This window comes from Pseudonocardia sp. P1, assembly GCF_000178675.2.
Lineage (GTDB): Bacteria > Actinomycetota > Actinomycetes > Mycobacteriales > Pseudonocardiaceae > Pseudonocardia.
The window spans coordinates 1-22,918 of sequence record NZ_ADUJ02000002.1; the positions used below are offsets into that span (position 1 = coordinate 1).

The 22,918-nt window shown below is 68.7% G+C and carries 18 protein-coding genes and 2 pseudogenes; 13 read left to right on the top strand and 7 right to left on the bottom strand.

The annotated features are described in order from the left end of the window. Positions 1-364: 364 nt before the first annotated feature. A complete protein-coding gene (locus PP1_RS29540; protein ID WP_010226681.1) occupies positions 365-661 on the bottom strand; it encodes a hypothetical protein in 297 nt (98 codons plus the stop codon). A 206-nt stretch (positions 662-867) separates the two neighbouring features. Between PP1_RS29540 and PP1_RS29545 the strand changes: the two are divergent. From PP1_RS29545 to PP1_RS29555, 3 genes and pseudogenes are all read left to right on the top strand, one after another. Beyond that, a pseudogene (locus PP1_RS29545) lies at positions 868-1,215 on the top strand (SRPBCC domain-containing protein); the annotation flags it as partial. Between the two features lie 162 nt (positions 1,216-1,377). Beyond that, a pseudogene (locus PP1_RS29550) lies at positions 1,378-1,693 on the top strand (ArsR/SmtB family transcription factor). Between the two features lie 1,468 nt (positions 1,694-3,161). Next, on the top strand, positions 3,162-3,575 hold the full coding sequence (locus PP1_RS29555; protein ID WP_337819693.1) for a hypothetical protein: 414 nt from the start codon (positions 3,162-3,164) through the stop codon (positions 3,573-3,575). Between the two features lie 637 nt (positions 3,576-4,212). Here PP1_RS29555 and PP1_RS29560 read toward each other — a convergent pair. The 4 genes from PP1_RS29560 to PP1_RS29575 form a co-directional block, all read right to left on the bottom strand. After that, positions 4,213-5,685 (bottom strand): acyl-CoA synthetase, encoded by a 1,473-nt coding sequence (locus PP1_RS29560; protein ID WP_010226686.1) that lies wholly within the window; start codon positions 5,683-5,685, stop codon positions 4,213-4,215. A gap of 267 nt (positions 5,686-5,952) precedes the next feature. After that, positions 5,953-6,639, bottom strand: a complete 687-nt coding sequence (locus tag PP1_RS29565) for a TetR/AcrR family transcriptional regulator (protein ID WP_010226687.1) — start codon at positions 6,637-6,639, stop codon at positions 5,953-5,955. A 206-nt stretch (positions 6,640-6,845) separates the two neighbouring features. Next, positions 6,846-7,610 carry an SDR family NAD(P)-dependent oxidoreductase gene (locus PP1_RS29570; protein ID WP_010226689.1) on the bottom strand — a complete coding sequence of 255 codons (765 nt, stop codon included), beginning with the start codon at positions 7,608-7,610 and terminating at the stop codon, positions 6,846-6,848. Further along, positions 7,607-8,419, bottom strand: a complete 813-nt coding sequence (locus tag PP1_RS29575; RefSeq protein ID WP_010226691.1) for a crotonase/enoyl-CoA hydratase family protein — start codon at positions 8,417-8,419, stop codon at positions 7,607-7,609. The genes PP1_RS29570 and PP1_RS29575 overlap by 4 nt, the downstream gene beginning before the upstream one ends. Before the next feature lie 116 nt (positions 8,420-8,535). Here PP1_RS29575 and PP1_RS29580 point away from each other — a divergent pair, with 116 nt between their 5' ends. Both PP1_RS29580 and PP1_RS29585 read left to right on the top strand, forming a co-directional pair. Continuing rightward, the gene (locus PP1_RS29580; protein ID WP_029239321.1) at positions 8,536-9,633 is read left to right on the top strand and encodes an NAD(P)-dependent alcohol dehydrogenase; all 1,098 of its coding nucleotides are present in this window, start codon (positions 8,536-8,538) and stop codon (positions 9,631-9,633) included. Between the two features lie 2 nt (positions 9,634-9,635). Continuing rightward, complete coding sequence (locus PP1_RS29585; protein ID WP_010226695.1) at positions 9,636-11,078, top strand: aldehyde dehydrogenase; 1,443 nt, start codon at positions 9,636-9,638, stop codon at positions 11,076-11,078. 51 nt (positions 11,079-11,129) lie between these two features. Here the strand turns inward: PP1_RS29585 and PP1_RS29590 are convergent, their stop codons facing one another. Further along, positions 11,130-12,779, bottom strand: coding sequence for a long-chain fatty acid--CoA ligase (locus PP1_RS29590; protein WP_029239322.1), 1,650 nt, complete (start codon positions 12,777-12,779; stop codon positions 11,130-11,132). 150 nt (positions 12,780-12,929) lie between these two features. Here PP1_RS29590 and PP1_RS29595 point away from each other — a divergent pair, with 150 nt between their 5' ends. From PP1_RS29595 to PP1_RS29630, 8 genes are all read left to right on the top strand, one after another. Continuing rightward, entirely contained in the window at positions 12,930-14,174 is a 1,245-nt protein-coding gene (locus PP1_RS29595) for a cytochrome P450 (RefSeq protein ID WP_029239323.1), read from the top strand. A gap of 76 nt (positions 14,175-14,250) precedes the next feature. Continuing rightward, complete coding sequence (locus tag PP1_RS29600; RefSeq protein ID WP_010226701.1) at positions 14,251-14,445, top strand: ferredoxin; 195 nt, start codon at positions 14,251-14,253, stop codon at positions 14,443-14,445. After that, positions 14,442-15,683: an NAD(P)/FAD-dependent oxidoreductase gene (locus PP1_RS29605; protein WP_010226703.1), complete on the top strand. Its 1,242-nt coding sequence runs from the start codon at positions 14,442-14,444 to the stop codon at positions 15,681-15,683. Before PP1_RS29600 ends, PP1_RS29605 begins: the two co-directional genes overlap by 4 nt. A 36-nt stretch (positions 15,684-15,719) precedes the next feature. Then, complete coding sequence (locus tag PP1_RS29610) at positions 15,720-16,877, top strand: thiolase family protein (RefSeq protein WP_010226705.1); 1,158 nt, start codon at positions 15,720-15,722, stop codon at positions 16,875-16,877. Next, positions 16,874-17,287, top strand: coding sequence for a Zn-ribbon domain-containing OB-fold protein (locus PP1_RS29615; RefSeq protein ID WP_010226707.1), 414 nt, complete (start codon positions 16,874-16,876; stop codon positions 17,285-17,287). The genes PP1_RS29610 and PP1_RS29615 overlap by 4 nt, the downstream gene beginning before the upstream one ends. A gap of 607 nt (positions 17,288-17,894) precedes the next feature. Further along, positions 17,895-19,043 (top strand): acyl-CoA dehydrogenase family protein, encoded by a 1,149-nt coding sequence (locus PP1_RS29620; RefSeq protein WP_010226709.1) that lies wholly within the window; start codon positions 17,895-17,897, stop codon positions 19,041-19,043. Positions 19,044-19,070: 27 nt separating this feature from the next. Then, complete coding sequence (locus tag PP1_RS29625; protein ID WP_010226711.1) at positions 19,071-20,699, top strand: class I adenylate-forming enzyme family protein; 1,629 nt, start codon at positions 19,071-19,073, stop codon at positions 20,697-20,699. A 110-nt stretch (positions 20,700-20,809) separates the two neighbouring features. Next, positions 20,810-21,610, top strand: coding sequence for a TIGR03084 family metal-binding protein (locus PP1_RS29630; RefSeq protein WP_033199019.1), 801 nt, complete (start codon positions 20,810-20,812; stop codon positions 21,608-21,610). Positions 21,611-21,745: 135 nt separating this feature from the next. Here the strand turns inward: PP1_RS29630 and PP1_RS29635 are convergent, their stop codons facing one another. Beyond that, a complete protein-coding gene (locus tag PP1_RS29635; protein ID WP_010226715.1) occupies positions 21,746-22,900 on the bottom strand; it encodes an acyl-CoA dehydrogenase family protein in 1,155 nt (384 codons plus the stop codon). Between the last annotated feature and the right edge of the window lie 18 nt (positions 22,901-22,918).

Consider the following 22,918-nt stretch of genomic DNA (forward strand, 5'->3'; position numbering starts at 1 on the left):
GCGGGGGTTCGGTCTGGCCCGGCCGGTGTGAGACCGCGACCGGGACCACGACCCCGGCCGGGAACAGGCGCAACCGGCCCGGACCGTCCAGTGCCAGCAGGTGGGCCGCACCCCGCGAACCCGCACCGGGACGCGCAGCCGGCACCGGACTGACCGGATCTGCTCCAGTCCGTCGGGTTTGGGCGGTCTCACCCGGGCGGGTCGGGCAGGTTCATCGCCGCGCACCCCACCACCGATGTGCTGACCTGCGGGCGATCCGGCACGAGCCTCACCCGGCTCCTGGACCAGGCCACCACCCGACGCGCAGGCTGACCCCCGGACATGGCGCACTGGGGCGCCCCCGCCCCGGAGGCCGGCTATCAGCTCAGACCCGCGCCCCGCCGGCCTCCTCACCATCAGGTGCACCCTGCTCGTCGAGGTCGACGCATTCTCTGAGCACGACCGGCTGGTCGCCCTGCACGCCGTCCTGGTCGGCGGTGTCGTCGGCGGTGTCGTCGGCGAGGACGAGGTGTTCGACCTCGGCCAGGGCGTAGCCCCGATCACGCAGCTGGGCGAAGCAGCGCCGCGTCGCCGGGGTCGGTTGGGCCAGCTGTCGCAGGTGGTGCCGTCGTCGTAAGCGGACAGTACGAACGGAAACATCGTGGCCTGGCCGCAGTCGCATGTGCGGCGGATCGCCCTCGGCGCCCGCTGCAGTGGCCCAGCACGCTGCCTGGTTCTACTTCGTCCGCCGTCCGCTTTCGAACCGGCGGCTGAGGGGCTGCGAGCTGATGTGGGTGTCCTCGCCCTCGACGCGTTCGACGCGCGACTGGACGCTTGTTGCCCCACTAGATATATTCCCAATGGGCAATTATAGGTGGAGGTCGATCGATGACAGCTCTGGGGACTCTGAGCATCACCACGGACGGTCGATGCGCCCTGCGGTTCGAGCGCCGGCTGGCACACCCGCAGGACAAGGTGTGGCGTGCCCTGACTCAGATCGAGCATCTCCGTTGGTGGTTCGCAGAGGTCCTCGACTACGACCAGAGCAGGTTCGATGCCGCGCTCGGAGCCGAACTCGGGTTCGTGCCCACCGCCGAGCACGCCGCCATCGGCACCAGTCATGGACGCGTGACTCAGGTCGAGGCGCCGACGCTGCTGGAGTACACCTGGGGATCTGAGCTCCTGCGGTGGGAGCTGGAGGCGGACGGGGCCGGCTGTCGACTGGTCTTTACCAACATCTTCGACGACCGGGGTTCGCCCCCGCGATGGGCGCGGGGTGGCATGCAGGCCTGGAGCGCCTGCACGATTACCTCGACGATCGCGCCCCGGACCAGGCGACCCTGGAGATCGACCCGCCGCATGGGAACGGCTCCAGGCCGACTACGAGCGCGCACTCGCATGACGCCTGCGGTGCAGGAGACGTTCGCGGCGCTGGCCGAGCCGCATCGCCGTGCGATCGTCGAGCTGCTCCGCGATGGCGAACGCCTCGCCGGCGACCTCGGCGGGCAGCTTGCGCTCACGCAGCCCGCTGTGGTCTAAGCATCTGAAAGTGCTGCGGGAACCGACTCGTCGAGGTCCGCACGACCGCCCAACGGCGCTGTACGCCTGCAACCGCGCCTCTGTCCGAGATCGACACTGGCTCGCCCCGTACCGGCGATTGTGGACCGAGCGCCTCCAGCACTCGAGATACCTGGACACCATGCCGAACGACTGACCCGGAACTTTGCCTGCCGAGTCGTCGGATGGGGCGACCGCCCGCTGACCGAGCACCTGCGAGGCTCGTCTCGCCCGGGCGGATCAGCGAACTGCCACTGCGGCCGCATGGCGGCGCCGGTCGGGTGCAAGGGTCGACCCGGCTGGGTCCGGCTCCCGGGCCCAATCGCCGGGTGGAGACAGTGGACTTTCCCCGCGGCCTGCTCCGCCTCCGATTTGGTCACCACCGTCCTCGACCTCCTTGCCGGTGTCGTGGGTGCCACTGGGAGTGTCCTCGTGAGATTAGCTGCTCGACATCGGCCACGGCCTGCTCGACATCGGCACGGCGTAGTCCCAGTCGCGGAGCTGGCGACATGGCGTCGCGTCGCCGGGGTCCTATTGCGCCGACTGTCGCGGGGTCCGTCTTCGTTGCGCCGGGACGAGGGCGAGCGCGAGCATCGTGGCCCTGGCCGGCGAGGCCGCCGTGCAGCCTGGGCGACCGAGGCGCCTACGAGGTCGAGGCTTCAGCGCTGTCGCCGGCCTGAGTAGGCGATCACGTATGGCGCGCATGCCAGACCAGGTCGAGCGCCAGCGCCTGCTCCGGTGTGGCCCACTGGTACTCGTCTGCTCCACGGGTCGTAGGACCACCGGACTCTCGCTGACTTCCTCGGCTCGATATGTGACTGTGTGGAAGCAGATGGGGCGCCCGCCGGTGTCGGCGTTGGTGAAGTGGGTCAGCTTGTCGGTGATGCGGACATGTAGGCCCGCTTCCTCCGAAGTCTCGCGGTGGCGGCCTCGCGGGGTGACTCTCCCGTCCTGACGGTGCCCCGGGGATGTCCCGGTGCCCGCCCAGGTATCGGCCGGCCCGCCGATGCAGACCAGCAGCCGCCGTCCCGCCGTAGCAGCGCGTGCGCCACCCACCGGTGCTCGGCGAAGCGAAGGCCGTCGTCGATGCGGGGGCGCCAGTGGCGCCGGGGTCGGCGTCGGGGGCCATCGGGCTCCTTATCCAGGTCGGGCGAGGAGGGCGAGTCGTTGGTCATGGCGCCGCGCCCTGCCGCAGCCGGTCCGACCGATCGGCCTGCTCGGCCAGGCCGGCTACAGCCCGGCGAGGACAATCTGTACCTCGTCCGGTGGTGGCAGGCTTCGCGTAGCGCAGTCGAGAGCGGTAACGGTGTGTGCTCCGACCTGACCGGATACGCGGCCGTGCAGACCGCCGTGTGACGCGGCGCTTCGAATGGGGCTGGTGTTGACCAAGTGCGGGATGGGCGCACGATGCCGGCCAACTCGCGACGACCCTGGCCTGATGCTGAGGACGCCCGGCTGAGGAGGATGGGATGTGGAGGGTAGGCGATGACTGACGACGATCTCGAGTCCCCGTCGCGGATCAGTCGGCTTCTGTGGCGGAGCTGGACCGTGGTGGTCGTGGGGCTTGCGGTGTGGCCCGCGGTCGACGTCGTCGTCGGACGGGGCGCACGGGTGGACAGGATCTGATGGTGCTGGCCTGGTTGCTGCTGCTGACAGCTCCTGTGGCCGGGGTTGTCGCCTGGTGGCTGGCAGCGACGCCCCGTCCGGCCGAACCGCGTTATGCGATGACGCGTCGAGAGCTCGGGCCCGGGCACCGACGGGAGATCGATCTGTCGCTGCGCCGAGGCGAGGCTGCGGCCGTCGCGGGGCGCCCGTTCTACGCCAGGGCCCGGGTTGCCCAGGGCCGGCGCGAGCTGATCACTCTCGGCCCGATCGTGGTCCTGGTCTGGAGCATGTTGCTGCTCCAGCCCGACGGCGGCTGGTTCTGGCTGGTTGCTGCAGCGGGTGTCGCGGTGGCGGTGACTGGGATCTTGTCGGTGACGGGGCAGCTCCGCAGGGAGCGGGCTTTGAGTTCCGCGGGCGTGGCGGGGCTGTCCTGACGCCACCGGCAGTTCGTGCTCGTCGACGACCTCGCCGTCTGCCCGGACGGTATCGCTGACTCTCGCCGTGGTGGTGGTTCACCGCCAGGGCGAGGGCAGCGTGAGGACCCGGTGCGCCTGATGCCGCCGCTTGGTCGACTGCCCGGACCCGGCGGTCGGTTGTCGCCGCGCTGTGAGGCTGTGTGCTGCTCGCACGCGAGGTCGTAGATCCAGGCAAGCCTGAGGCGCAGTGTCCACTGTGGCCATATCGATCCGTTTGGGACGTTGTCGAATGACCCTTGGCCTTCAACCGATTCGCCCGAGCGACACGACTGGCGCTGGCCGAGATCTTCGGCTGAAGATCGGCCTCCCGAGACGAGGTACAGCGCAGCGCCAATCCGCCGGCACCGTCGGCGTCGTCCGGGTGACGTCGAGAGGCGGTACCGACATCGCGGGCCTGCGGCTACCAGGGGCCCGGAGCCCTGTCCGCAGCGGTTCCTTGCTCGGCATGTTCGGATCGATGCGCGCTCACCCGACGCGATAACCACCGCGCGCCGCATCTCTTGGTGTGGATCGTCGGTCGTGCCTGGCAGTGCGGAGCTAGCCCGCGTCGCCGACGTCCGTCCTGGACCGCTGTCCGTGTGCTGGCATCTGACCGTCAAGCGAGGCGCAGGCGCAGCTCGCGCTTGAGGATCTTACCCGTCGGGTTGCGGGGCAGCGCTTCGACGAAGTCGACCGAGGTCGGGCACTTGTAGTGCGCGAGCCGCTCCCGAGCGAAGGCGATCAACTCCGCTGCTGCGAGCCCATCCCCGACGGGCACGACAACCGCTTTCACCGTCTCGCCCCACTTGGGGTCGGGCACACCGATGACTGCGACCTCGGCGACGACGGGATGCTGATGGAGCACTCGCTCCACCTCGGCGGGATAGACGTTCTCACCGCCGGTGATGACCATGTCCTTGACCCGGTCCTCGATGTAGAGGTACCCGTCGGCATCGATGCGGCCGGCGTCACCGGTCCTCAGCCAGCCGCCCGGCAGGAGCGTTTCCGCGGTCTGCTCAGGCTTGCGCCAGTAGCCACCCATGATCTGGTCGGACCGGACCCAGAACTCGCCCGTCGCTCCCGCCTTCGCGTTCTGCCCCGTGACCGGGTCGACGATCCGGACTTCCGTGCCGGGCAACGGTCTTCCCGCCGAAGCCCGTCGGTGTGGGCGATCGGAGTCGCGGTGGTCGGCCGGGCCCAGCACGCAGAAGACTCCCGACATCTCGGTCATCCCGTACACCGAGTACAGGGGCGTAGGCAGAGTTTGCACGACCTTGTCCATGAGTGGTGCAGGCATGGGAGAGCCTCCGTAACCCAGCACCGCGAGCGATCGAAGTGCAGCCTGTGCCCGATCCTCGTCGGCGACCAACATCTGGATCACGGCGGGCACGAAGAACGCGTGTGTGGCCCGCTCGGCCTCGATGAGGTCCAGGATCGCCGCTGGAACGACCTCGCGGACGATCACCGTGTGTCCGCCCGCGTACATGCTGCCAAGTGCCCAGCTCGTGCCACCGACATGGAACAGGGGCATCGCGACGACGTTGACGCTGTCCTCGTCCATTTCGTACGCGGGTCCGACCGATGTCGTGTGTGCGCACATGCTGCGCTGGGTCAGCATCGCGCCCTTCGGCCGGCCGGTGGTGCCGGATGTATAGAGCTGCAAGAAGCAGTCGTCGTCGCCGGACTCGTACGGCACCGACACAGGGTCGGCCGCGCCGATCCACTTTTCGTACGAGTCGATCCCGATGACAGTCTCGACCGCCGTCTCTCGTGCCTCGCCGAGCACGGCTGCAAACTCCGAGCCGACGACGACTAGGCGTGCGCTGGAGTCAGACAGGACGTACTCCAGCTCCTCCGGTGCGAGCCGGTGGTTGACGACAGCGTTGACCGCGCCGATCAGGGAAGCGGCCAAGGTCAACTCGATGCAAGCGGGGTGGTTCTTGTCCAGGACGGCGAACCGGTCCCCCGGACCGATCCCGGCCGCCCGCAGAGCACCGGCCGCCTGCCGGATCCGCTTGTCGAGCTCCGCCCACGTCCAGGATCGGTCGGCAAAGGCCAGCGCAGCGCGGTCAGGCTGTCCTCCGCCCACCTCGACACGATCTCGTGCGCACGACGCAGCCCGTTGGGCATGGAGTCTCCTCGCTGAGAACTGACCGTATGAGCGGTCAGTTTCGCAGCACTGCCCTCGACGCACAAGCCTGCAACGACCAGGCGGCGACCATGGGGACCCGTCCGACCGGCGAGCGATCGAGCAATGCGCGGGCAGTGTGTCCCGCGCTCGACGATCCACCGCAGCTACCAGCGGAGGACGGAGTGCCCACTGGCGCCTTCGGAGCCAGCGGAAGTCGATGTTGGCTCAGGATGCGCGGACGGCGGGCTCGGGCACCACAGCATCGCGGATGGCTTCGTGCATCACCTGCGCCGCGTGGCCGTCGGAGGCAGAGAGCTCTGCGAGTCCGTCCCGGTCAACCAGGAGTCCACCCAGAGCCAAGTCGACGAACGCCGTACCGATCTCGTCGATGCTCCGATTCCCGTCGGGTGTGAACCATGTCCATGCCCACTGGGCCGAGCCGAACATCAACAAGGCATCGATCCCGGGATCGACGGGGCGAAAGACCCCTGACGCAACCCCTGCCTCGACGAGACAGCGCACCCGAGCGAGGTAGCGCTCGCGCAGGGCGCGTCCGTCGGCCATCGCTGGTTCGTCGGCGAGACGCGCGATCTCACGCTGGAACGCCACCGTCGCCGTCCGGTCCTCGACCTGATAACGCATGAAGGCATGCAGCACCGCGGCTAGCTGCTCTTGCGGGGCGTCTAGCCGCTCGACGATCAGATCGAATTCGGCCAGACGGCGCCGCATGTACGACTCGTGCAGAGCGGCAAGTATCCGCTCTTTCGTGCCGAAATGGTGCACGATCGTGCCCTTGGACACGCCCAGCTCGGCGGCGACGGCCCCGAAGTTGGTGCCGTCGTAACCGTCGCGTGCGATGTGCCGGGTGAAGGCGGCCAGGATCTCTCCGTATCGTCCCGCACCCCGAGGCATGCCAACTCCGTCCGCTGCTGTCCACCAGTGGCGATTCAGTCCGCCGTGCGCCGAGGATAGCGTCCTGACCGGTCGTCCGGTCGGCCGCCGCTGAGTGGCGTTCCTCATCGCCGGTGCGGCTCACCATGCGCCGGAACCGACCGTGTGCGGAGCGGCATGGCTCGGGGTGCACGAGCCGGTCTGGCCGTCGCGCACCCTGACCCTGTTCAGTGACCAGCCATGCCGCCATCCACGGCGAGCGTGCTGCCGGTCACGTAGCTCGATGCGGGACTGGCCAGAAAGATCAGGGCGGCGTCGAGCTCCCTCTGCTCCCCCAGACGGGCGAGCGGGCTGCGACTGCCGATGAAGCCCGTGAGCATCTCGGTCGGGACCTCGGCCGTCATCTCGGTGGCCACGTAGCCGGGGGCCAGGGCGTTGACGCGAATTCCCCGACGTCCGGCCCACTGGGCTGACAGGTCCCGGGTCAGGCCGACCAGACCGGCCTTGCTCGCGGCATATGCGGCCTGCGGGGCCGACGGGGCGATGAACGCCAATGTGCTGGCGATGTTGACGATGCTCGCGCCTGACTCCATCACCCGCGCGCACGCCTGCGCCGCCCAATAGGCACCGAGCAGGTTGACATCCAGGACCCGGCGAAAATCCTGTGGGGCTTCGCGTAGAGCTGGAACTGCAGTTCCCAGGCCTGCGTTGTTGACCAGCACGTCGATGCGCCCGAACTCCGCGACTGCGGCTGCGGCCATCGCTTCGCAGTCCTCCGGTTGCGCTACATCCGTGGCTACCGCGATCGCGCGCCGGCCCCGTGACCGCACTTGCTCGACGACCTGAGCGAGTCGGTCCTGGCGACGCGCGGCGAGGACGACGTCCGCGCCGGCTTCGGCGAGTGCCATGGCGAACCCGGCCCCCAGCCCGGAGCTGGCTCCCGTCACCACGGCGACCCGGTCGTCGAGTCGGAACTGGTCGAGGATGCTCACGAGCCGTCCCACTGCGGCCGACGCTTCTGGGCGAACGCCGTCGCTCCCTCTCGAGCATCGTTGCTGCGACGGACCGCAGCGAACTCGGACTCGTTCATCGCCCAGACCTCGTCGTCCCAGTCCGAACCAGTCGTGCTGCGCGACATGATGCGTTTGCTGGCTCGAACTGCCATCGGCGCGTTGTCGGCAATCCTGTCGGCGAGATCGAGCGCTTCGTCCAGCACGCGCTCGGCGGGGACGACGCGGTTGACCAGTCCATGGTGCTTGGCGGTGGCGGCGTCGATTGGGTCGCCGGTGAACACGGCTTCGAAGGCCAGCTTCGGCGGCATCTGGCGATGGAGCCGCAATAGGCCTCCCGCCGCAGCAACCAGACCACGGGTGACCTCGGGAAGGCCCAATGTGGCGTGGTCTGCGAGTACTGCCAGATCGCAGGCGAGCATGATCTCGGTCCCTCCGCCGAGCGCGAAACCGTTGACCGCGGCGATGAGAGGTTTGTCGACAAAGTGGCGCACGATCCCGGCGAAGCCGCGTTCGGGGTGCGCGGCGTCGTGTACGGGACGGCCAGCGGCCAGTTCCTTGAGATCTGCACCGGCGCAGAAGGCACGGCCTGCTCCGGTGATGACCGCGGCGCGCAGGGTCGGGTCCGCCGTGAACTCCGCCAGTGCATCGCCGGCAGCTCGGGCGAGATCTGCGTTGACGGCGTTCATCGAGCGAGGCCGGTTCAGAGTGATCAGCGCTACCGCCCCACGGCGTTCGAGCACGGCAGCCGGGGCGACCTCGGTCGCGGTCGTGCGATCGCTGCTTGTCACTGCGACTGGCCCTTCTCTCGGGAGGGTTCGGGGTGTGACTCACGCCGCGGGCAAGGACCGCGTGCGGCGCCGACGCTAGTATTGACCGTACGAACGGTCAACAAAGGAGCGAAGTGATGCAGATCGAGGCCGCGGTGTTGCGCAGCTATGACCGCCCATTCGTCCTCGAGCAGGTGGAGCTCCCCGAGCCCGGCCCCGGGCAGGTGGTGGTCGAGATCGCGGGCACCGGGTTCTGTCACACCGACGTCCTGCCGCGGACCCCGGGCTTCATGGCTGCGCCGCCGTTGATCGCGGGTCATGAGGGTGCGGGGGTGGTTACCGCGATCGGCGAGCATGCCGCGGTGCCGGTAGGGACTCCGGTGCTCCTGTCCTATGACTCGTGCGCGACGTGTGAGACCTGCCTGGACGGACATCCGGCGTATTGCAGGCAGTTCTTCCGCCTCAACATGACCGGTCGCGGAGCGAAGGGATCACCCATCGTCCGGGATCGGGGTGGCGAAGCGGTCGCATCGCGCTGGTTCGGTCAGTCTTCCTTTGCCACCCACGTTCTGGCCGGTCCGCGCAACGTCGTTCCGGTGGCGGAGGACCTGCCTCTGCACTTGTTCGGGCCGTTGGGCTGCGGGATCCAGACTGGCGCAGGCTCGGTGTTGATCGCCCTCGGGGTGCGTGCCGGTTCCGGGGTCGTGGTGTACGGCGCGGGCGCCGTCGGGCTTGCCGCCGTCATGGCCGCCCGCGTCGCCGGCGCCACCACCATCGTGGCCGTCGACCTGCACGATGCGCGCCTGGAGACCGCGCTGGAACTCGGCGCCACCCATGTGGTGCGCGGGAACTCGGACACCCTGGTCGAACAAGTGGTCGCGGTGACCGGCGGAGGCGCCCACTACGCTTTGGACACCACGGCCGTGCCCCGGATCATCTCCGCAGGAATAGACGGGCTGCGACCGACTGGGACGATCGGCCTGGTCGGTGCCGGGGACCAGGACCTCGTGCTCGCGTCCTCGGCGCTGGCGGCGGGCAAGAACATCATGGGCATTCTCGAGGGCGATGCCGTCCCGCAGCTGTTCCTGCCGCGACTGATCGAGCTGTGGCGTCAGGGGCGCTTTCCCTTCGACCGGCTGGTCACCACGTACCCGCTGGCGGAGATCGACCGCGCTGAACACGACGCCGCATCGGGCGCGACGATCAAGCCGGTCCTCATCCCCGGAAAGGACTGACCATGCACAATGAGCGTGAGCACCTCTACATCGACGGAGGCTGGCGGCCGGGCTCCGGAGCGTCGATCACGGTGATCAACCCGGCGACCGAGCAGCCGTGGGGGTGGTCCGCCGGTGCCGGACGAACCGACATCGATTCGGCGGTCGACTCCGCCCGATGTGCCCTGCGCTCGCCCGCATGGGCCGGTCTCGAGCCGCAGGACCGCGCTGCGTTGATGGAACGCTTCGCGCAGGCGCTGGCTGCGCGCGGTGACGACACTGCGGCGGTGGTGACTGCGGAGAACGGCATGCCGATAGCGCTGTCTCGGGTCGCCGAGGGGCAGGGCCCGGCCGCAACTCTGCGGTACTACGCACAGCTGTGTCGGTCCACACCTGTCGAGGAACGTCGGCGGGCGGTCGGCGGCCGTGGAACCACCGTCGTACGGCGAGAGCCGATCGGCGTCGTGGCCGCGATCGTTCCGTGGAACTTCCCGCAGTCGCTGACCATGTTCAAGGTCGCACCGGCGCTGGCGGCCGGGTGCACGGTGGTGCTCAAGCCAGCCCCTGAGACGGCTCTGGACGCATTCGCGATCGCCGACGCCGCTGAGGCGGCGGGACTGCCGCCGGGCGTGGTCACCGTCGTACCGGGCGAACGCGAGGTCGGGGAGTATCTGGTTGCGCACCCCGGAGTGGACAAGGTGGCGTTTACCGGGTCGACCGCTGCAGGGCGAGCGATCGGGGAGGTGTGCGGTCGCCTGCTGCGACCAGTCACCCTCGAGCTCGGCGGCAAGTCGGCCGCGATCGTCGTCGACGATGCCGACCTCGGCGCTGTCGCTCGTGGTCTGTCTTGGGCGAGCCTGCTCAACAACGGGCAGACGTGCTATCTGAGCACCCGGATCCTGGCTCCGCGTTCTCGCTACGGCGAGATCGTCGACACCGTCGCCGACCTGGCGTCCTCGATGCGCGTCGGCGATCCGGCCGATGAGGGCACGCGTATCGGACCAGTGGTGTCGCAGCGGCAGCGTGATCGGGTCGAGGAGTTCATCGCATCAGGGCGTGTCGAGGGCAGGATCGTGACCGGGGGCGGGCGTCCCGCCGGCTTGTCGCGCGGCTGGTTCGTCGAACCCACGGTCGTCGCAGACCTCGAGCCGCACGCCGTGATCGCCCGCGAGGAGGTCTTCGGTCCGGTCCTTGCGGTACTTGCCTACGACTCCCTTGACGACGCCGTCCGCCTCGCCAATGACTCCCAGTACGGGTTGGGCGGGACGGTGTGGACCGCCGACGAGGAACGCGGTCTCGACCTGGCTCGGCGGATCGAGACGGGTTCGGTCGGTGTCAACGTGTTCGACCTCGATATCGGCTCGCCGTTCGGCGGAGTGAAGGCCAGCGGTCTTGGGCGTGAGCTCGGGCCCGAGGGGCTCGCGGCGTACGTGTCGTACAAGTCCATCTATACCCGGGGCCGTTGAGACGGCTGTCGGCTCCGGGGCCTGTACAGACCCCGGAGCCGGTGGTCTCGCTCAGGCGTCCTTCGCAATGGTGTTGATCTCGACGATGTCGAACCGCCCTGCGCCGTGAGTGGCTCGCACGGTCTTCTTGTCGAGCTTGCCGACGCTGGTCTTCGGAATCTCGTCGACGAATGCCCACCGCTCGGGCAGCCACCAACGCGCCACCTTTCCGTGCAGGAACTCCCGCAGTTGTGCAGGACTGGCATCGGCTCCCTGCCGGAGGCGGACGCACACCAGAGGCCGTTCCTCCCACTGCGGATCCGGTACGCCGATCACGACGACCTCGGCGACCGCCGGGTGGGCAGCGAGCTGGTTCTCCAGTTCGACACTGGAGATCCACTCGCCACCGCTCTTGATGCCGTCCTTGAGCCGGTCCTTCAGCTCGACCCAGCCGGAAGGATGGATGACCCCCAGATCACCGGTGCGCAACCAGCCATCGCGAAACTTTTCGGCGATCGCGGCGGGACTCGCCCGGAAGTAGCTCCCGGCGATCGTGGCCCCGCGCAGTTCGATCTCTCCTGCGCTCTCACCGTCCCAGGGCAGCTCGCTGCCCTGCTCGTCGACGGCGCGGGCACGCACGCCGGGGACCAAGCGCCCGGTGCGCGCCCGGTAGGCGACGTCGGCGCCCTCGCCCTGTGCTGTCCCGGCCGGTGGCCGGGAGAAGGTGAGCAGGGGGCTCGTCTCGGTCATCCCCCAGCCCTGCGTCAGACGCAACCCGTGATGTGCCGCGAAGCTCTCGACCAGGGCGGCAGACAGCGGCGAGCCTCCGACGACTCCGAGACGGAGGCTGGAGAAGTCCGTGTCGTGTTTGACCCCGTGGGCGTCCAAGGCCGTCCACAGGGTGGGCACTGCCGCCGCGGCAGTCGGCCGATGCTCGGTGATGATCTGGGCCAGGTGCTCAGCCTGCAGATATCGGTCGGTCATGATCAGGGCAGCCCCGGCTACCCAGGCGGCGTAGGGCCAGCCCCAGGCGTTGGCGTGGAACATCGGCACGATCGGCAGCACACGGTCTGCGTCGGAGAACCCGAAGGCACTTCCCGTGGAGATTGCAAGGGTGTGCAGGTAGATGGAGCGGTGGCTGTAGGCCACCCCCTTCGGGTCACCGGTTGTCCCGGTGGTGTAGCAGAGCACGGCTGCGCTGCGCTCGGGCAGTTGCGGCCATCGCCGGACTGGTTCGGCGCGGGCCACCAGGGTGTCGTAGTCGAGGACCCTGACTCCTGAGAGCTCGGCCTCGGCAGGGCCGACCACGATCACGTCTGTGACGCTCGGGCACCGCGGCAGGATGCGGGCGAGTTGCGGGGTCAGGTCGGCGCCGACGAGCACGACCCGGTCCTCGGCGTGGTTGACGATGTAGATCAGCTGGTCGTCGGACAGGCGCAGGTTCAGCGTGTGCAGCACAGCGCCCATGGCCGGCACGGCGAAGTAGGCCACCAAGTGGGCCGGTGTGTTCCAGCTCAAGGTCGCGACGACATCGTCGCGACCTACCCCGAGTTCACGCAGACCACCGGCCAACCGGGCGGCCTCATCAGCCACGTCGGCGAAGGTCGTGTCCGTGCTCGGCCCGCCGTCGTAGTGCACCACGCGTGCCTCAGCGTGGACCCGCGCTCCGTGTTCGAGCAGGTCTGCGACCAGCAGCTCGGTCTGCTGCATCGTGCTGTCCATGCGCTCCACTCCCTCGGGGCGCGCGAGCTTCGGCGCCCGATCATGCTGTGAGACCGTACGGACGGTCACATGCAGGTACCTTGCCTTCCTTCCTCGGGAAGCGCACTATGATGTGACCGTACGGACGGTCAATTTTCCAGGGAGTGCGACGTGGCGTCAACGCAGTCATCGGGGCCCTCGACGAGGGTCGACCTCGGTCACCCCGACACCTATACCCAGGGCATGCCGCACGCCGAGTTCGCCCGTCTACGCCGCGAGGCGCCGGTCGCGTGGGTCGAGGAGCCGGCCTACGAGGGGTTCGCAGGCGGGCCCGGTTTCTGGGCTGTCACCCGTCACCGCGATGTCATCACGGTGTCCAAGCATCCCGAGATCTTCTCGTCTCATGCCGGCGCCACGTTCCTGCGCGACCAGAGCCCCCGTGACCTAGCGGCACTACAGCAGATGATGCTCAACATCGACCCGCCCGATCACTCCAAGCTGCGCAAGATCGTCAGCAAGGTGTTCACCCCGAAGATGGTGAACGGGATGTTCGACTCGGTCGACCGTTATGCAGCCCAGATCGTCGACGACCTTGAACCGGGCACGGAGGTCGATCTGGTCGAGAAGGTCTCCTCGGAGATGCCGCTGCTCGTGCTGGCCGAGCTACTGGGTGTGCCCACCGAGGATCGCCACCTGCTCTACAGCTGGACCAACCGCATGGTGGGCCTCGACGATCCCACCTACGGTGGCCGGCCCGCGTTCCTCGCCGCCTTCATGGAGATGTTCGCCTACGCCGAGAAGCAGACCGAGATCCGCCGGGCGAACCCCGGCGAAGACGTCTGGAGCCTGATCGCCAATGCCGAGATCGACGGCGAACGGCTCACCCTCGATGAATTGCAGCGGTTCTTCCAGCTGCTGATGATCGCCGGTAACGAGACGACCCGGAACCTGTTGACCGGGGCGGTGATCACCCTCGACGCCCACCCCGACCAGTGGGCCCGGCTGCGCGCGGAGCCCGATCTGCTCGCGCCGGCGATCGAGGAGATTCTGCGCCATCACCCGCCGGTGATCCAGTTCCGGCGCACTGCGATCAGCGAGACAGAGCTGGGCGGGCAGCGGATCGCCGCTGGCGACAAGGTTGTCATCTTCTACGCCTCGGCGAACCGCGACGACGAGGTGTTCATCGACCCCGACCGGTTCGACATCGACCGCAACCCGACCGGGCACCTGGCTTTCGGGGTCGGTCCGCACTTCTGCCTGGGCAACAGCCTTGCTCGGATGGAGGCCCGGGTCTTGCTCGGCCGGCTGTTCGCGCGCTTCCCGCAGATGCGCGTGGCCGGTCAGCCCGCCCGCTTCCGCTCGCATTTCATCAACGGCTACCGCGAGCTGCCCGTAGCGCTCGGGCCGGCTGCCTGAACGCTGCCTCGCCGTTGAGACCCCGAGGCACATCAGAACCCTGTCACGCCGTAGCACCGCAAGGGAGGACGAACACATGAAGGTCACTGTCGATCGCACCAAGTGCACCGGGCTGGGCATCTGTGAGGCCATGGCACCGGACGTGTTCGAGGTCGACGACGACGGCGAGCTCGTGCTTCTCGCCGACACCGTCGGCGCCGACGGACTCGACGAGGCCCGGGCTGCGGTCGAGGGCTGCCCCACCGAGGCGCTACGGCTGGTCGAGGAGTGAACAGCCCGCACCTGGTCGTCGTCGGGGCGTCGCTGGCGGGGCTCCGCGCGGTGGAGGCAGCCCGTAAGGCGGGCCACACCGGCCGGATCACCCTGGTCGGCGCGGAGCCGCACCTCCCCTACGACCGGCCGCCGCTGTCCAAGGCTTTCCTGGACGATTCGGAGCTCCCCGACGTCGCCTTCCGCGAGGAACGCCACCTGCGTGAGGATCTCGACGTCGCTCTCGAGCTGGGATGCCCGGCCAGCGGCCTCGACACCGAGCATCGCACCGTCGAGATCGGTGATCGCGAGCTGAACTTCGACACCCTGGTCATCGCGACCGGTGCTCACGCCCGCCGCCTTCCGGCCGCCGACGGGATCGACGGGGTGCACCTGCTGCGGACCCTCGATGACGCCCGCGCAGTGCGGGCTTCGCTCGAGGCCGGCGCCGAGACCGTCGTGGTCGGATCCGGATTCATCGGCTCGGAGGTCGCGTCCGCGGTACGCAGGCGCGGGCTGCCCGTCACGATCGTCGAGGCCGCTCCGACCCCGCTCGTCCGCGCGATCGGCGAGCAGATGGGCGGGGCGCTGGCCGAGTTGCACCACCGCGAGGGAACCGACCTACGCTGCGGGGTGTCGGTCACCGGGCTCGGCACCGACCACGGCGGCCGGGTCACGACCGTGCAGCTCAGCGACGGCAGCAAGGTACGCACAGACCTGGTCGTGGCGGGCATCGGAGCCGACCCCGCCACGACCTGGCTCCAGGACTCCCAGCTCGGCATCGACAACGGTGTCGTTGCCGACAGCACCCTGCGAGCGCTCGACACGACCGGCCGCCCGGTGCCCGGTGTCTACGTCGCGGGGGACGTCGCCCGCTGGCACAACCCGCTGTTCGACCGAACGATGCGCATCGAGCACTGGACCAGCGCCGCCGAACAGGGCGCCGCGGCGGCACGGAACGCCCTCGATCCGGAAGCCGCGAAGCCCTACTCCACGGTGCCCTACTTCTGGTCGGACTGGTACGGCCAGCGCATCCAGTTCGTCGGGCTCACCGTCGCCGACGAGGTGCGCGTCGTGTCCGGCGCTCCGGACACCGACCGCTTCGTCGCGCTCTACCGCACCGGCGACCGGCTCGGCGGCGCCCTCACCCTCAACGGACAGTCGGTGATCATGAAGTACCGCAACCAGATCGCCAAGGGCGGCAGCTGGGACGACGCCCTGGCCTTCGCCGACAAACGCAACGCCACCGAGCCGGCCTGACACGGGTCTGGCAAGGATCGACCGAAGGAGCACTCCGTGCAGCGCACCGCAGCAATCGTCGGCGCCGGGCTGACCGAGGTCGGAAAGGTCTACGACCGCAGCGCACGGACATTCGCCGCCGACGCGGTCCGTCTGGCCGTGGCCGACGCCGGACTCGAGATGGCCGACCTCGACGGGCTGCTGATCAACGCCGGCAAGAGCGGCGGCCTGGACCTGAGCCTGGCCCGTCAACTCGGTCTACGGGACCTGCGCATGCTCAGTATGATCGATGCGTTCGGGGCCTCTGCGGGCATCATGGTCGCTCAAGCCGCACAGGCCGTCCTGTCCGGCGCCGCGGACGTCGTGGCGTGTGTCTTCGCTGACGCCCCTCGCACGCAGGGCACCTCGACCGGAGCCGCCTATCAGGCGTCCTCACAGCAGGCGGCCGGGCTGCGCAGCGCCGAGACCGCCGCGGGGTTCACCAGCGTTAACCACCGCTACGCCCTGGCCGCGTCTCGGTACATGCACGAGTTCGGAGTGACCCAGGACCAGCTCGGAGCGGTGGCTGTGGGGCAGCGGGCCTGGGCGGCGGGAAACCCGGCCGCGCAATTGCGTGAGCCACTCACCCTGGAGGACTACCACCGGTCTCGGTGGATCGTCGAACCATTGCACCTGTTCGACTGCTGCCTGGTCTCCAACGGCGGAGCCGCCGTCGTGGTCACCACCCCCGAACGGGCCGCGCACCTGGCCCGCCCACCGGTCTTCGTCCTGGGCTGGGGCCAGGCCCACCCCGGCTACGTCCTCGAACGCGACTCGGACTTCGGGCTCGTGACCGGAGCGGTCGCCTCCGGGCAGGCAGCGCTCAAGATGGCCGACCTCACCGCGGCCGACATCGACGTTCGAGAGATCTACGACTGCTACACCTACACCGTTCTGGTCACTCTCGAGGACTACGGATTCTGCGCCAAGGGTGAGGGCGGCGCGCTCGCCGCGAGCGGAGCCCTGGCTCCCGGCGGCGCGCTCCCGACCAACACCGGCGGCGGTCAGCTCTCCTCGTTCTACCTGTGGGGTATGACCCCGCTGATGGAGGCCGTCACCCAGGTGCGCGGCGAGGCCGGTACCCGACAGGTCGACCGGCACGCGACCGCCTTGGTCAGCGGGAACGGCGGCATCCTCGACCACCACGCCACCCTCGTCCTCGGAGACCCGTCATGAACGCCCCCTCGGTGCCCACCGCGGACCTGCGAGGCACCGCACGGCGCGACGACCGCACCGCCCCCTGGTTCGATGCGCTCGCCGGCGGCGTACTCGTCCTGCGCAGGTGCGCAGCGAACGGCCACTGGGCACGACCCGACGCGGCCGCCTGCTCCCGCTGCCACGATGCGAGCCTCGAGTGGGCCCCGGCCCGCGGCGGCGGGACCGTCGTCGCGGTGATCACCGACCACACCCCCGTGCGTGACGGCGGCGAACCGCTCACCCTGGGGCTGGTCGAACTCGACGAGGGGCCGTGGCTTCACGCCCGCTTGCTCGGCGAGCCCGAGATCGGCGACGTCGTGTCGCTAGTCGTGCTCACACCGGAGCCGGGCGGCGAGGGCGAACCTGCACCGGCGTTCCGCCGCGCCTGAGCGGCTCGTGATCGCCGTGGTCCGGACGTGCCGGTCGCTCGGTGCCGACATCGACACCCCCCGACCCGGAGCGGGGCACTGTCAGCCCAGGACCCGGCCGCCGTCCACCGCCATGTCGGTGTCGGTGACGAACGTGGTGTCGTCCAGGCCAGGAACAGCGCGCGGACGCGGTCTCGTCCGGCCTGCTGATACGTCCCGCTAGCTGCGTAGCGCCGACTGACTTCCGGGAACGCGGCGGATCGGCCGTCTTGCCGATGAAGCCGTCGAGCAGATCGGTCTCGACCACACCCGGGTTCAGCGAGTTGACCCAGGATCCGGGCGGCCGAGACTTCGACCGCCAGAAGCGCGCGTCAGCGAGATGACCGCCCTGTTGGACGCGATGGAGGCGACCAGGTTGGGCCACGCCAGGCCCTCACGGGCCGAGCCCGAGCCTGCCGATGACCGTACGGTCGGGCGATCCAGCAGGTCGGTCACCGACCGCCTCGCAGTGGCGACGATAGCTCGACGAGCGTCTTGACCGTCCGTACGGTTAACGCCCATCGTCGGGCTCGGTGACAGGACCGGTGACCGTTCCAACGTGCACATGCCACAGGCTGGAGAGTTGTTGATGGTGACGTTCAGCGAGGAGCACATCGCCTTCCGCAAGATGGTGCGGCAGTTCGTCGACAAGGAGATCCAGCCCTTCAGCGACGACTGGGAGGCCCAGGGCGGATTTCCTGCGCACGAGCTGTTCCCCAAGCTCGGTGAGCTCGGCCTGCTCGGTCTCGAGTACGACGCCGCCGTCGGCGGACAGGCCGCCGATCATCTGTTCACCGTCATCCTCCGCGAGGAACTCGGCCGCATCGACGCTGGTGGGATCGCGATGGCCATCGGTGTGCAGACCGACATGGCGACCCCGTCGCTGCACCGCTTCGGCAGCGAGGAACTCAAGCAGCGCTACCTCGTGCCGGCGATCGCCGGAGAGGCCGTGTGCTCGATCGCGGTCACAGAGCCCGACGCCGGGTCCGACGTGGCCGGCCTGCGCACCCGCGCAGACCGCGACGGCGACGACTGGGTGATCAACGGCTCGAAGCTGTACATCACCAACGGCGTGCAGGCCGACTGGATCTGTCTACTCGCCAGGACCTCTGACGAGCCCGGAGCGCGGGGCTTCTCCCAGATCGTCGTCCCCAGCGGCCTGCCCGGTTATGCGGTGTCGCGCAAGCTCGACAAGCTCGGCATGCGTTGCTCGGACACCGCCGAGCTGACCTTCACCGATCTGCGGGTCCCCGTTGCGAACACGATCGGCGAGATCGGGCGCGGCTTCCAGCAGCAGATGACCCAGTTCCAGAACGAGCGGATGAGCGCCGCCTATGACCGCGTCGGCGGGCTCGAGCAGGCCCTGGACCGGACCCGGGACTACCTCAAGACGCGGCGGGCATTCGGTCACCCCCTGATCGACAACCAGTACCTCGCGTTCCAGCTCGCCGAGCTCTACGCCCGCCTGGATATGGTCCGGCACTACAACTACGCGTGCGCAGAGGCCCACGTGCGGGGCGAGGACACGAGCCAGTTCGCCACGGTCGCCAAGCTTGCCGTCGGGCGCCTCTCGCGCGACGTCGCCCAGACCTGCCTGCAGTACCACGGCGGTATGGGCTACATGGAAGAGACGTGGACCGCGCGCTTCCTTCGGGACATGACGCTCACCTCGATCGGCGGCGGAGCTGACGAGGTGATGCTCCAGGTGCTCACCAAGATGCACGGCCTCCATTCCTGAACCCATCTCGTAGAAACGGGAACAACGATGTCCCTGCGACCTGCCATCGACAACGTCGATCCGCTGGCGGTCAACCTCATCGGCCGCGTCTGTATCGGTGACGTCCTGACCCGGTCCGCACGGCACTTCGGCGACCGCCTGGCGGTCGTCGACGGCGAGTTCGAGCTCAGCTATCGCCAGCTCGAGTCCCGTGCGAACTCCGTGGCCCGTGGTCTCAGCGGGGCCGGAGTCGAGCGCGGCGATGCGGTCACCCTCGTCCTACCGAACTGCTGGCAGTTCCTGGCGACGTTCTTCGGCTGCGCCAAGCTGGGCGCCGCGGTCGTACCGGTCAACCTGGGCCTCGCCCCAACCGATATCGCGTTCCAGCTCGACGACACGGGCCCCCGGGTCGCCGTCGTCGAGGAGTCGTTCCTGCCGCTGCTGGAGAAGTCGCTCTCGGCCGCCGCGAGCGCGACCTCCACCTTGGAATCGATCGTGGTGGTGGGCGGGGGTGAGGATCACCCGGCTGAGGTCGCCGGGATCACGGTCACCAGCTTCGACACCGTCATGGCCACCTCCGATGCGCCGGTCGAGACGTTCGTCGACGACCGCGACGTGGTCCAGTGTCTCTACACCTCCGGCACCACTTCGCGCCCGAAAGCGGTGTTGACCAGCCATACCGCGGTCACGATGGCCGCGTTGAGCGCCTGCCTGCAGTTCCGCCACGAGCGCGGCGATCGCTACTCGGTCTTTCCGATCGTGCTGCCGCTGTTCCATGTGACCGCGCTCGACACCCTCACCCTGCCGGTGCTGTTGAGCGGTGGGACGGTGCTCTTGCACCGCGGCTTCGACCCCGAGGCGATTCTGCGCGACGTCGCGACGCGGCAGGTCACCCATTTGATGCTGCTCCCGATCATGTGGGGTGTGATGGCGCAGCGGGCCGGCGTCGCAGCTGCTGGGTGCGAGAACGTACGAATGGCTGTTTACGCCATGGCCCCGATGAGCCAGGAGCGGCTCAGCGAGGTCCGAGTGGCCTTTCCCAACGCCGACGTCGTCCTCGGCTCCGGACAGACCGAGTTCATCCCACCGACGGTCATGCAGTGGCCGTCGCATCAGTGGCAGAAGTTTTCCTCGTGGGGGGCGCCGGTGGCGACGACCGACGTCCAGATCATGAACGCCGACGGACGACTGCTGCCTCCCGGCGAGGAGGGAGAGATCGTCTACCGGGGTCCGCAGGCAATGCAGGGCTACCACGGCAACGAGGACGCCAACACCGTCGCGTTCGCGCACGGTTGGTTCCACAGCGGCGATGTGGGCTATCTCGACGAGGACGGCGTGTTGTGGTTCACGGACCGACTTAAGGACATCGTCAAGAGCGGCGGGGAGAACGTCTCCTCGGTCGAGGTCGAGCGCGTGCTGCTCGCCCACCCAGACGTAGCCGACTGTGCAGTGGTGGGGACGCCGGACGACCGCTGGGGTGAGGCCGTGACCGCGGTCGTCGTGCCCGGCGACGGCGTCGCGGTCGACGTCGAGACGTTGCGGTCCTACGCAAAGCAGCACCTGGCCGGTTACAAGGTGCCGAAGCGGTTCGTCGCCGTCGAGCAATTGCCAAAGACGACCACCGGCAAGATCCAGAAACACGAGCTGCGGGCCCGGATCGACACCGACGAAGGCTGACGCGATCCCGGGTAGGCGACGACCGGAAGGCGTCGCCGTGCGCGGAGCCCTCGCCAAACCATCGCGCTGGCAGGCCGTCGATCGGCCGTCCGTCTACCACGGAGTTGGCAATGACAAGAACTGGTGACGCGGCCGACCTGGTGGGCGACCTTCTCGCCGATCTGGCCGCCGAACGGGCGCAGCTACGCGCCATCGTGGACACGATCGAGAGCCCAGCGTGGTTCGCGGCGACACCGTCGCCGGGGTGGTCAGTTCGCGATCAGATCGCCCATCTGGCGTTCTTCGACCAGATGGCGGTCCTGGCTGTCGCCGATCCGACGCAGTTCAGCCTCGAGCGTGCCGCCGCTCTGGCGGACACCTCGGCGTACGGGATCGAGCACCTGCGAAGGGTCCCGGCGCGCGCTCCTGCGCTGCTCACGGAGCGGGCAGACGCGGCGGATTCGTTCCATGCAGCGGTGCACTCGGTACCCGCAAACAGCCGGGTGCCGTGGTACGGACCGCACATGAGTCTTGCCAGCATGGTGAGCGCACGTCTCATGGAGCACTGGGCGCACGGACACGATGTCGCCGCAGCGCTCGGGGTTCAACGCGAACCCACCGACCGTCTCCGACACGTCGCGACGCTCGCCGTCCGGGCACGCGGCTACGGGTACGTCGTTCGTGACCGCGAGCCGTCCAGCGTCCCCGTCCGAGTCGAACTCACCGCACCCTCCGGAGAGAGTTGGACCTACGGCCCGCCGGACGCGCCGGATCGCATCAGCGGCGGAGCTGCGGACTTCTGTCTGGTACTGGTGCGCCGGCGCCACCCTGACGATACCGAGCTGACGATCACCGGAGCGGCCGCCCGAGAATGGCTGGAAATCGGCCAGGCCTATGCAGGCCAGCCGGGCGCCGGTCCCGCACGGCGCTAAATAGGGATGTGGTCCACGGAGTACGCCGAAAGCTGCTCCGACGAGATCGGCGCCGACGTCAGTGGCACGCCCGCGGCTCGGCCGCCACTCCGGCATGGTCCCTGGTAGGACCCGCCGAGCCGGGGCGCCCTCAGATCAGACCTTGTCGATGATCTGCTTGGCGATGATCTCGTTCATCATCTCGGTGGTCCCGCCGCCAATACCGAGAATCCGAGAGTCGCGGTAGTGGCGTTCGACCTCGGAATCGCGCATGTAGCCCATTCCGCCGTGGATCTGCACAGCTGCGTTGACCACGCTGTCGCAGGCGGCGACCGCGGCGTTCTTCGCCATCGCCACCTCCTCGGGCGTGTGGCCTTCTTCCGACCAGCGCACGGCGACGTCACGGACGAAGGTGCGTGCGACGGCGACCTCCCGCGCCATGTCGGCGAGCTTGTGGCGGATGACCTGGCGGTGAGCCAGTGGTTCACCGAAGGTCACCCGGTCCCGGGCCCACTGCCGGGCTAGGTGCAGTGAACGCTCGGCGGTCGCGGCGGCCTGTGCGGCCATCAACAGCCGCTCGGACTCGAAGCGCTGCATGATCTGGACGAATCCGGTGCCCTCGTCCCCGATGAGATTGCGGAGGGGTACCCGGACCTCGTCGAAGGACAGCTCCGCGGTGTCCGAGCAGAGCCAGCCCATCTTCTTGAGCTTGGAGGTGACAGCGAAGCCGGGCCGGTCCGACTCGATGATCAGCAGCGAGACACCCCGGTGGCCGGGGCCGCCGGTGCGCACCGCGGTGGTCACGAAGTCAGCCCGAGTGCCGGAGGTGATGAAGGTCTTCGCGCCGCTGACGACGTAGTCGTCGCCGTCGCGCCTCGCGCGGGTGGTGATGGCGCCGACATCGGATCCGGTGCCCGGCTCCGTCACACCGAGCGCAGCGATCTTCTGTCCGGCGAGCGCGGGCCGGACGAAGGTGTCGATCTGCCACGGGTCGCCGGCCGCGGCGATGTGGGGCGCCCCGATGCTGTGGGTAAACAGTGCCGAGCACACTCCCGTGCTGCCGCCGGCCAGCAAGATCGCCTCGTTGGCGACGAGGAAGTCGATAAATTCCCCGGCGCCACCCGCCTTCTCCGGGAAGCCCAGCTCGAACAGCCCCAGCTCGGCCGCCTTCTCGTGCAGGCTGCGCGGCAGTTCACCGGCGTCTTCCCAGGCAGCAAGGTTCGGAACGATCTCGCGAGTGGTGAAGTCAGTGACGACCTCGCGTAGGGCCTGGCGTTCGGGTGTCGTCCATGCGTCGTTGGCCGAAGTCATCAGTAGCGCTCCATCAGT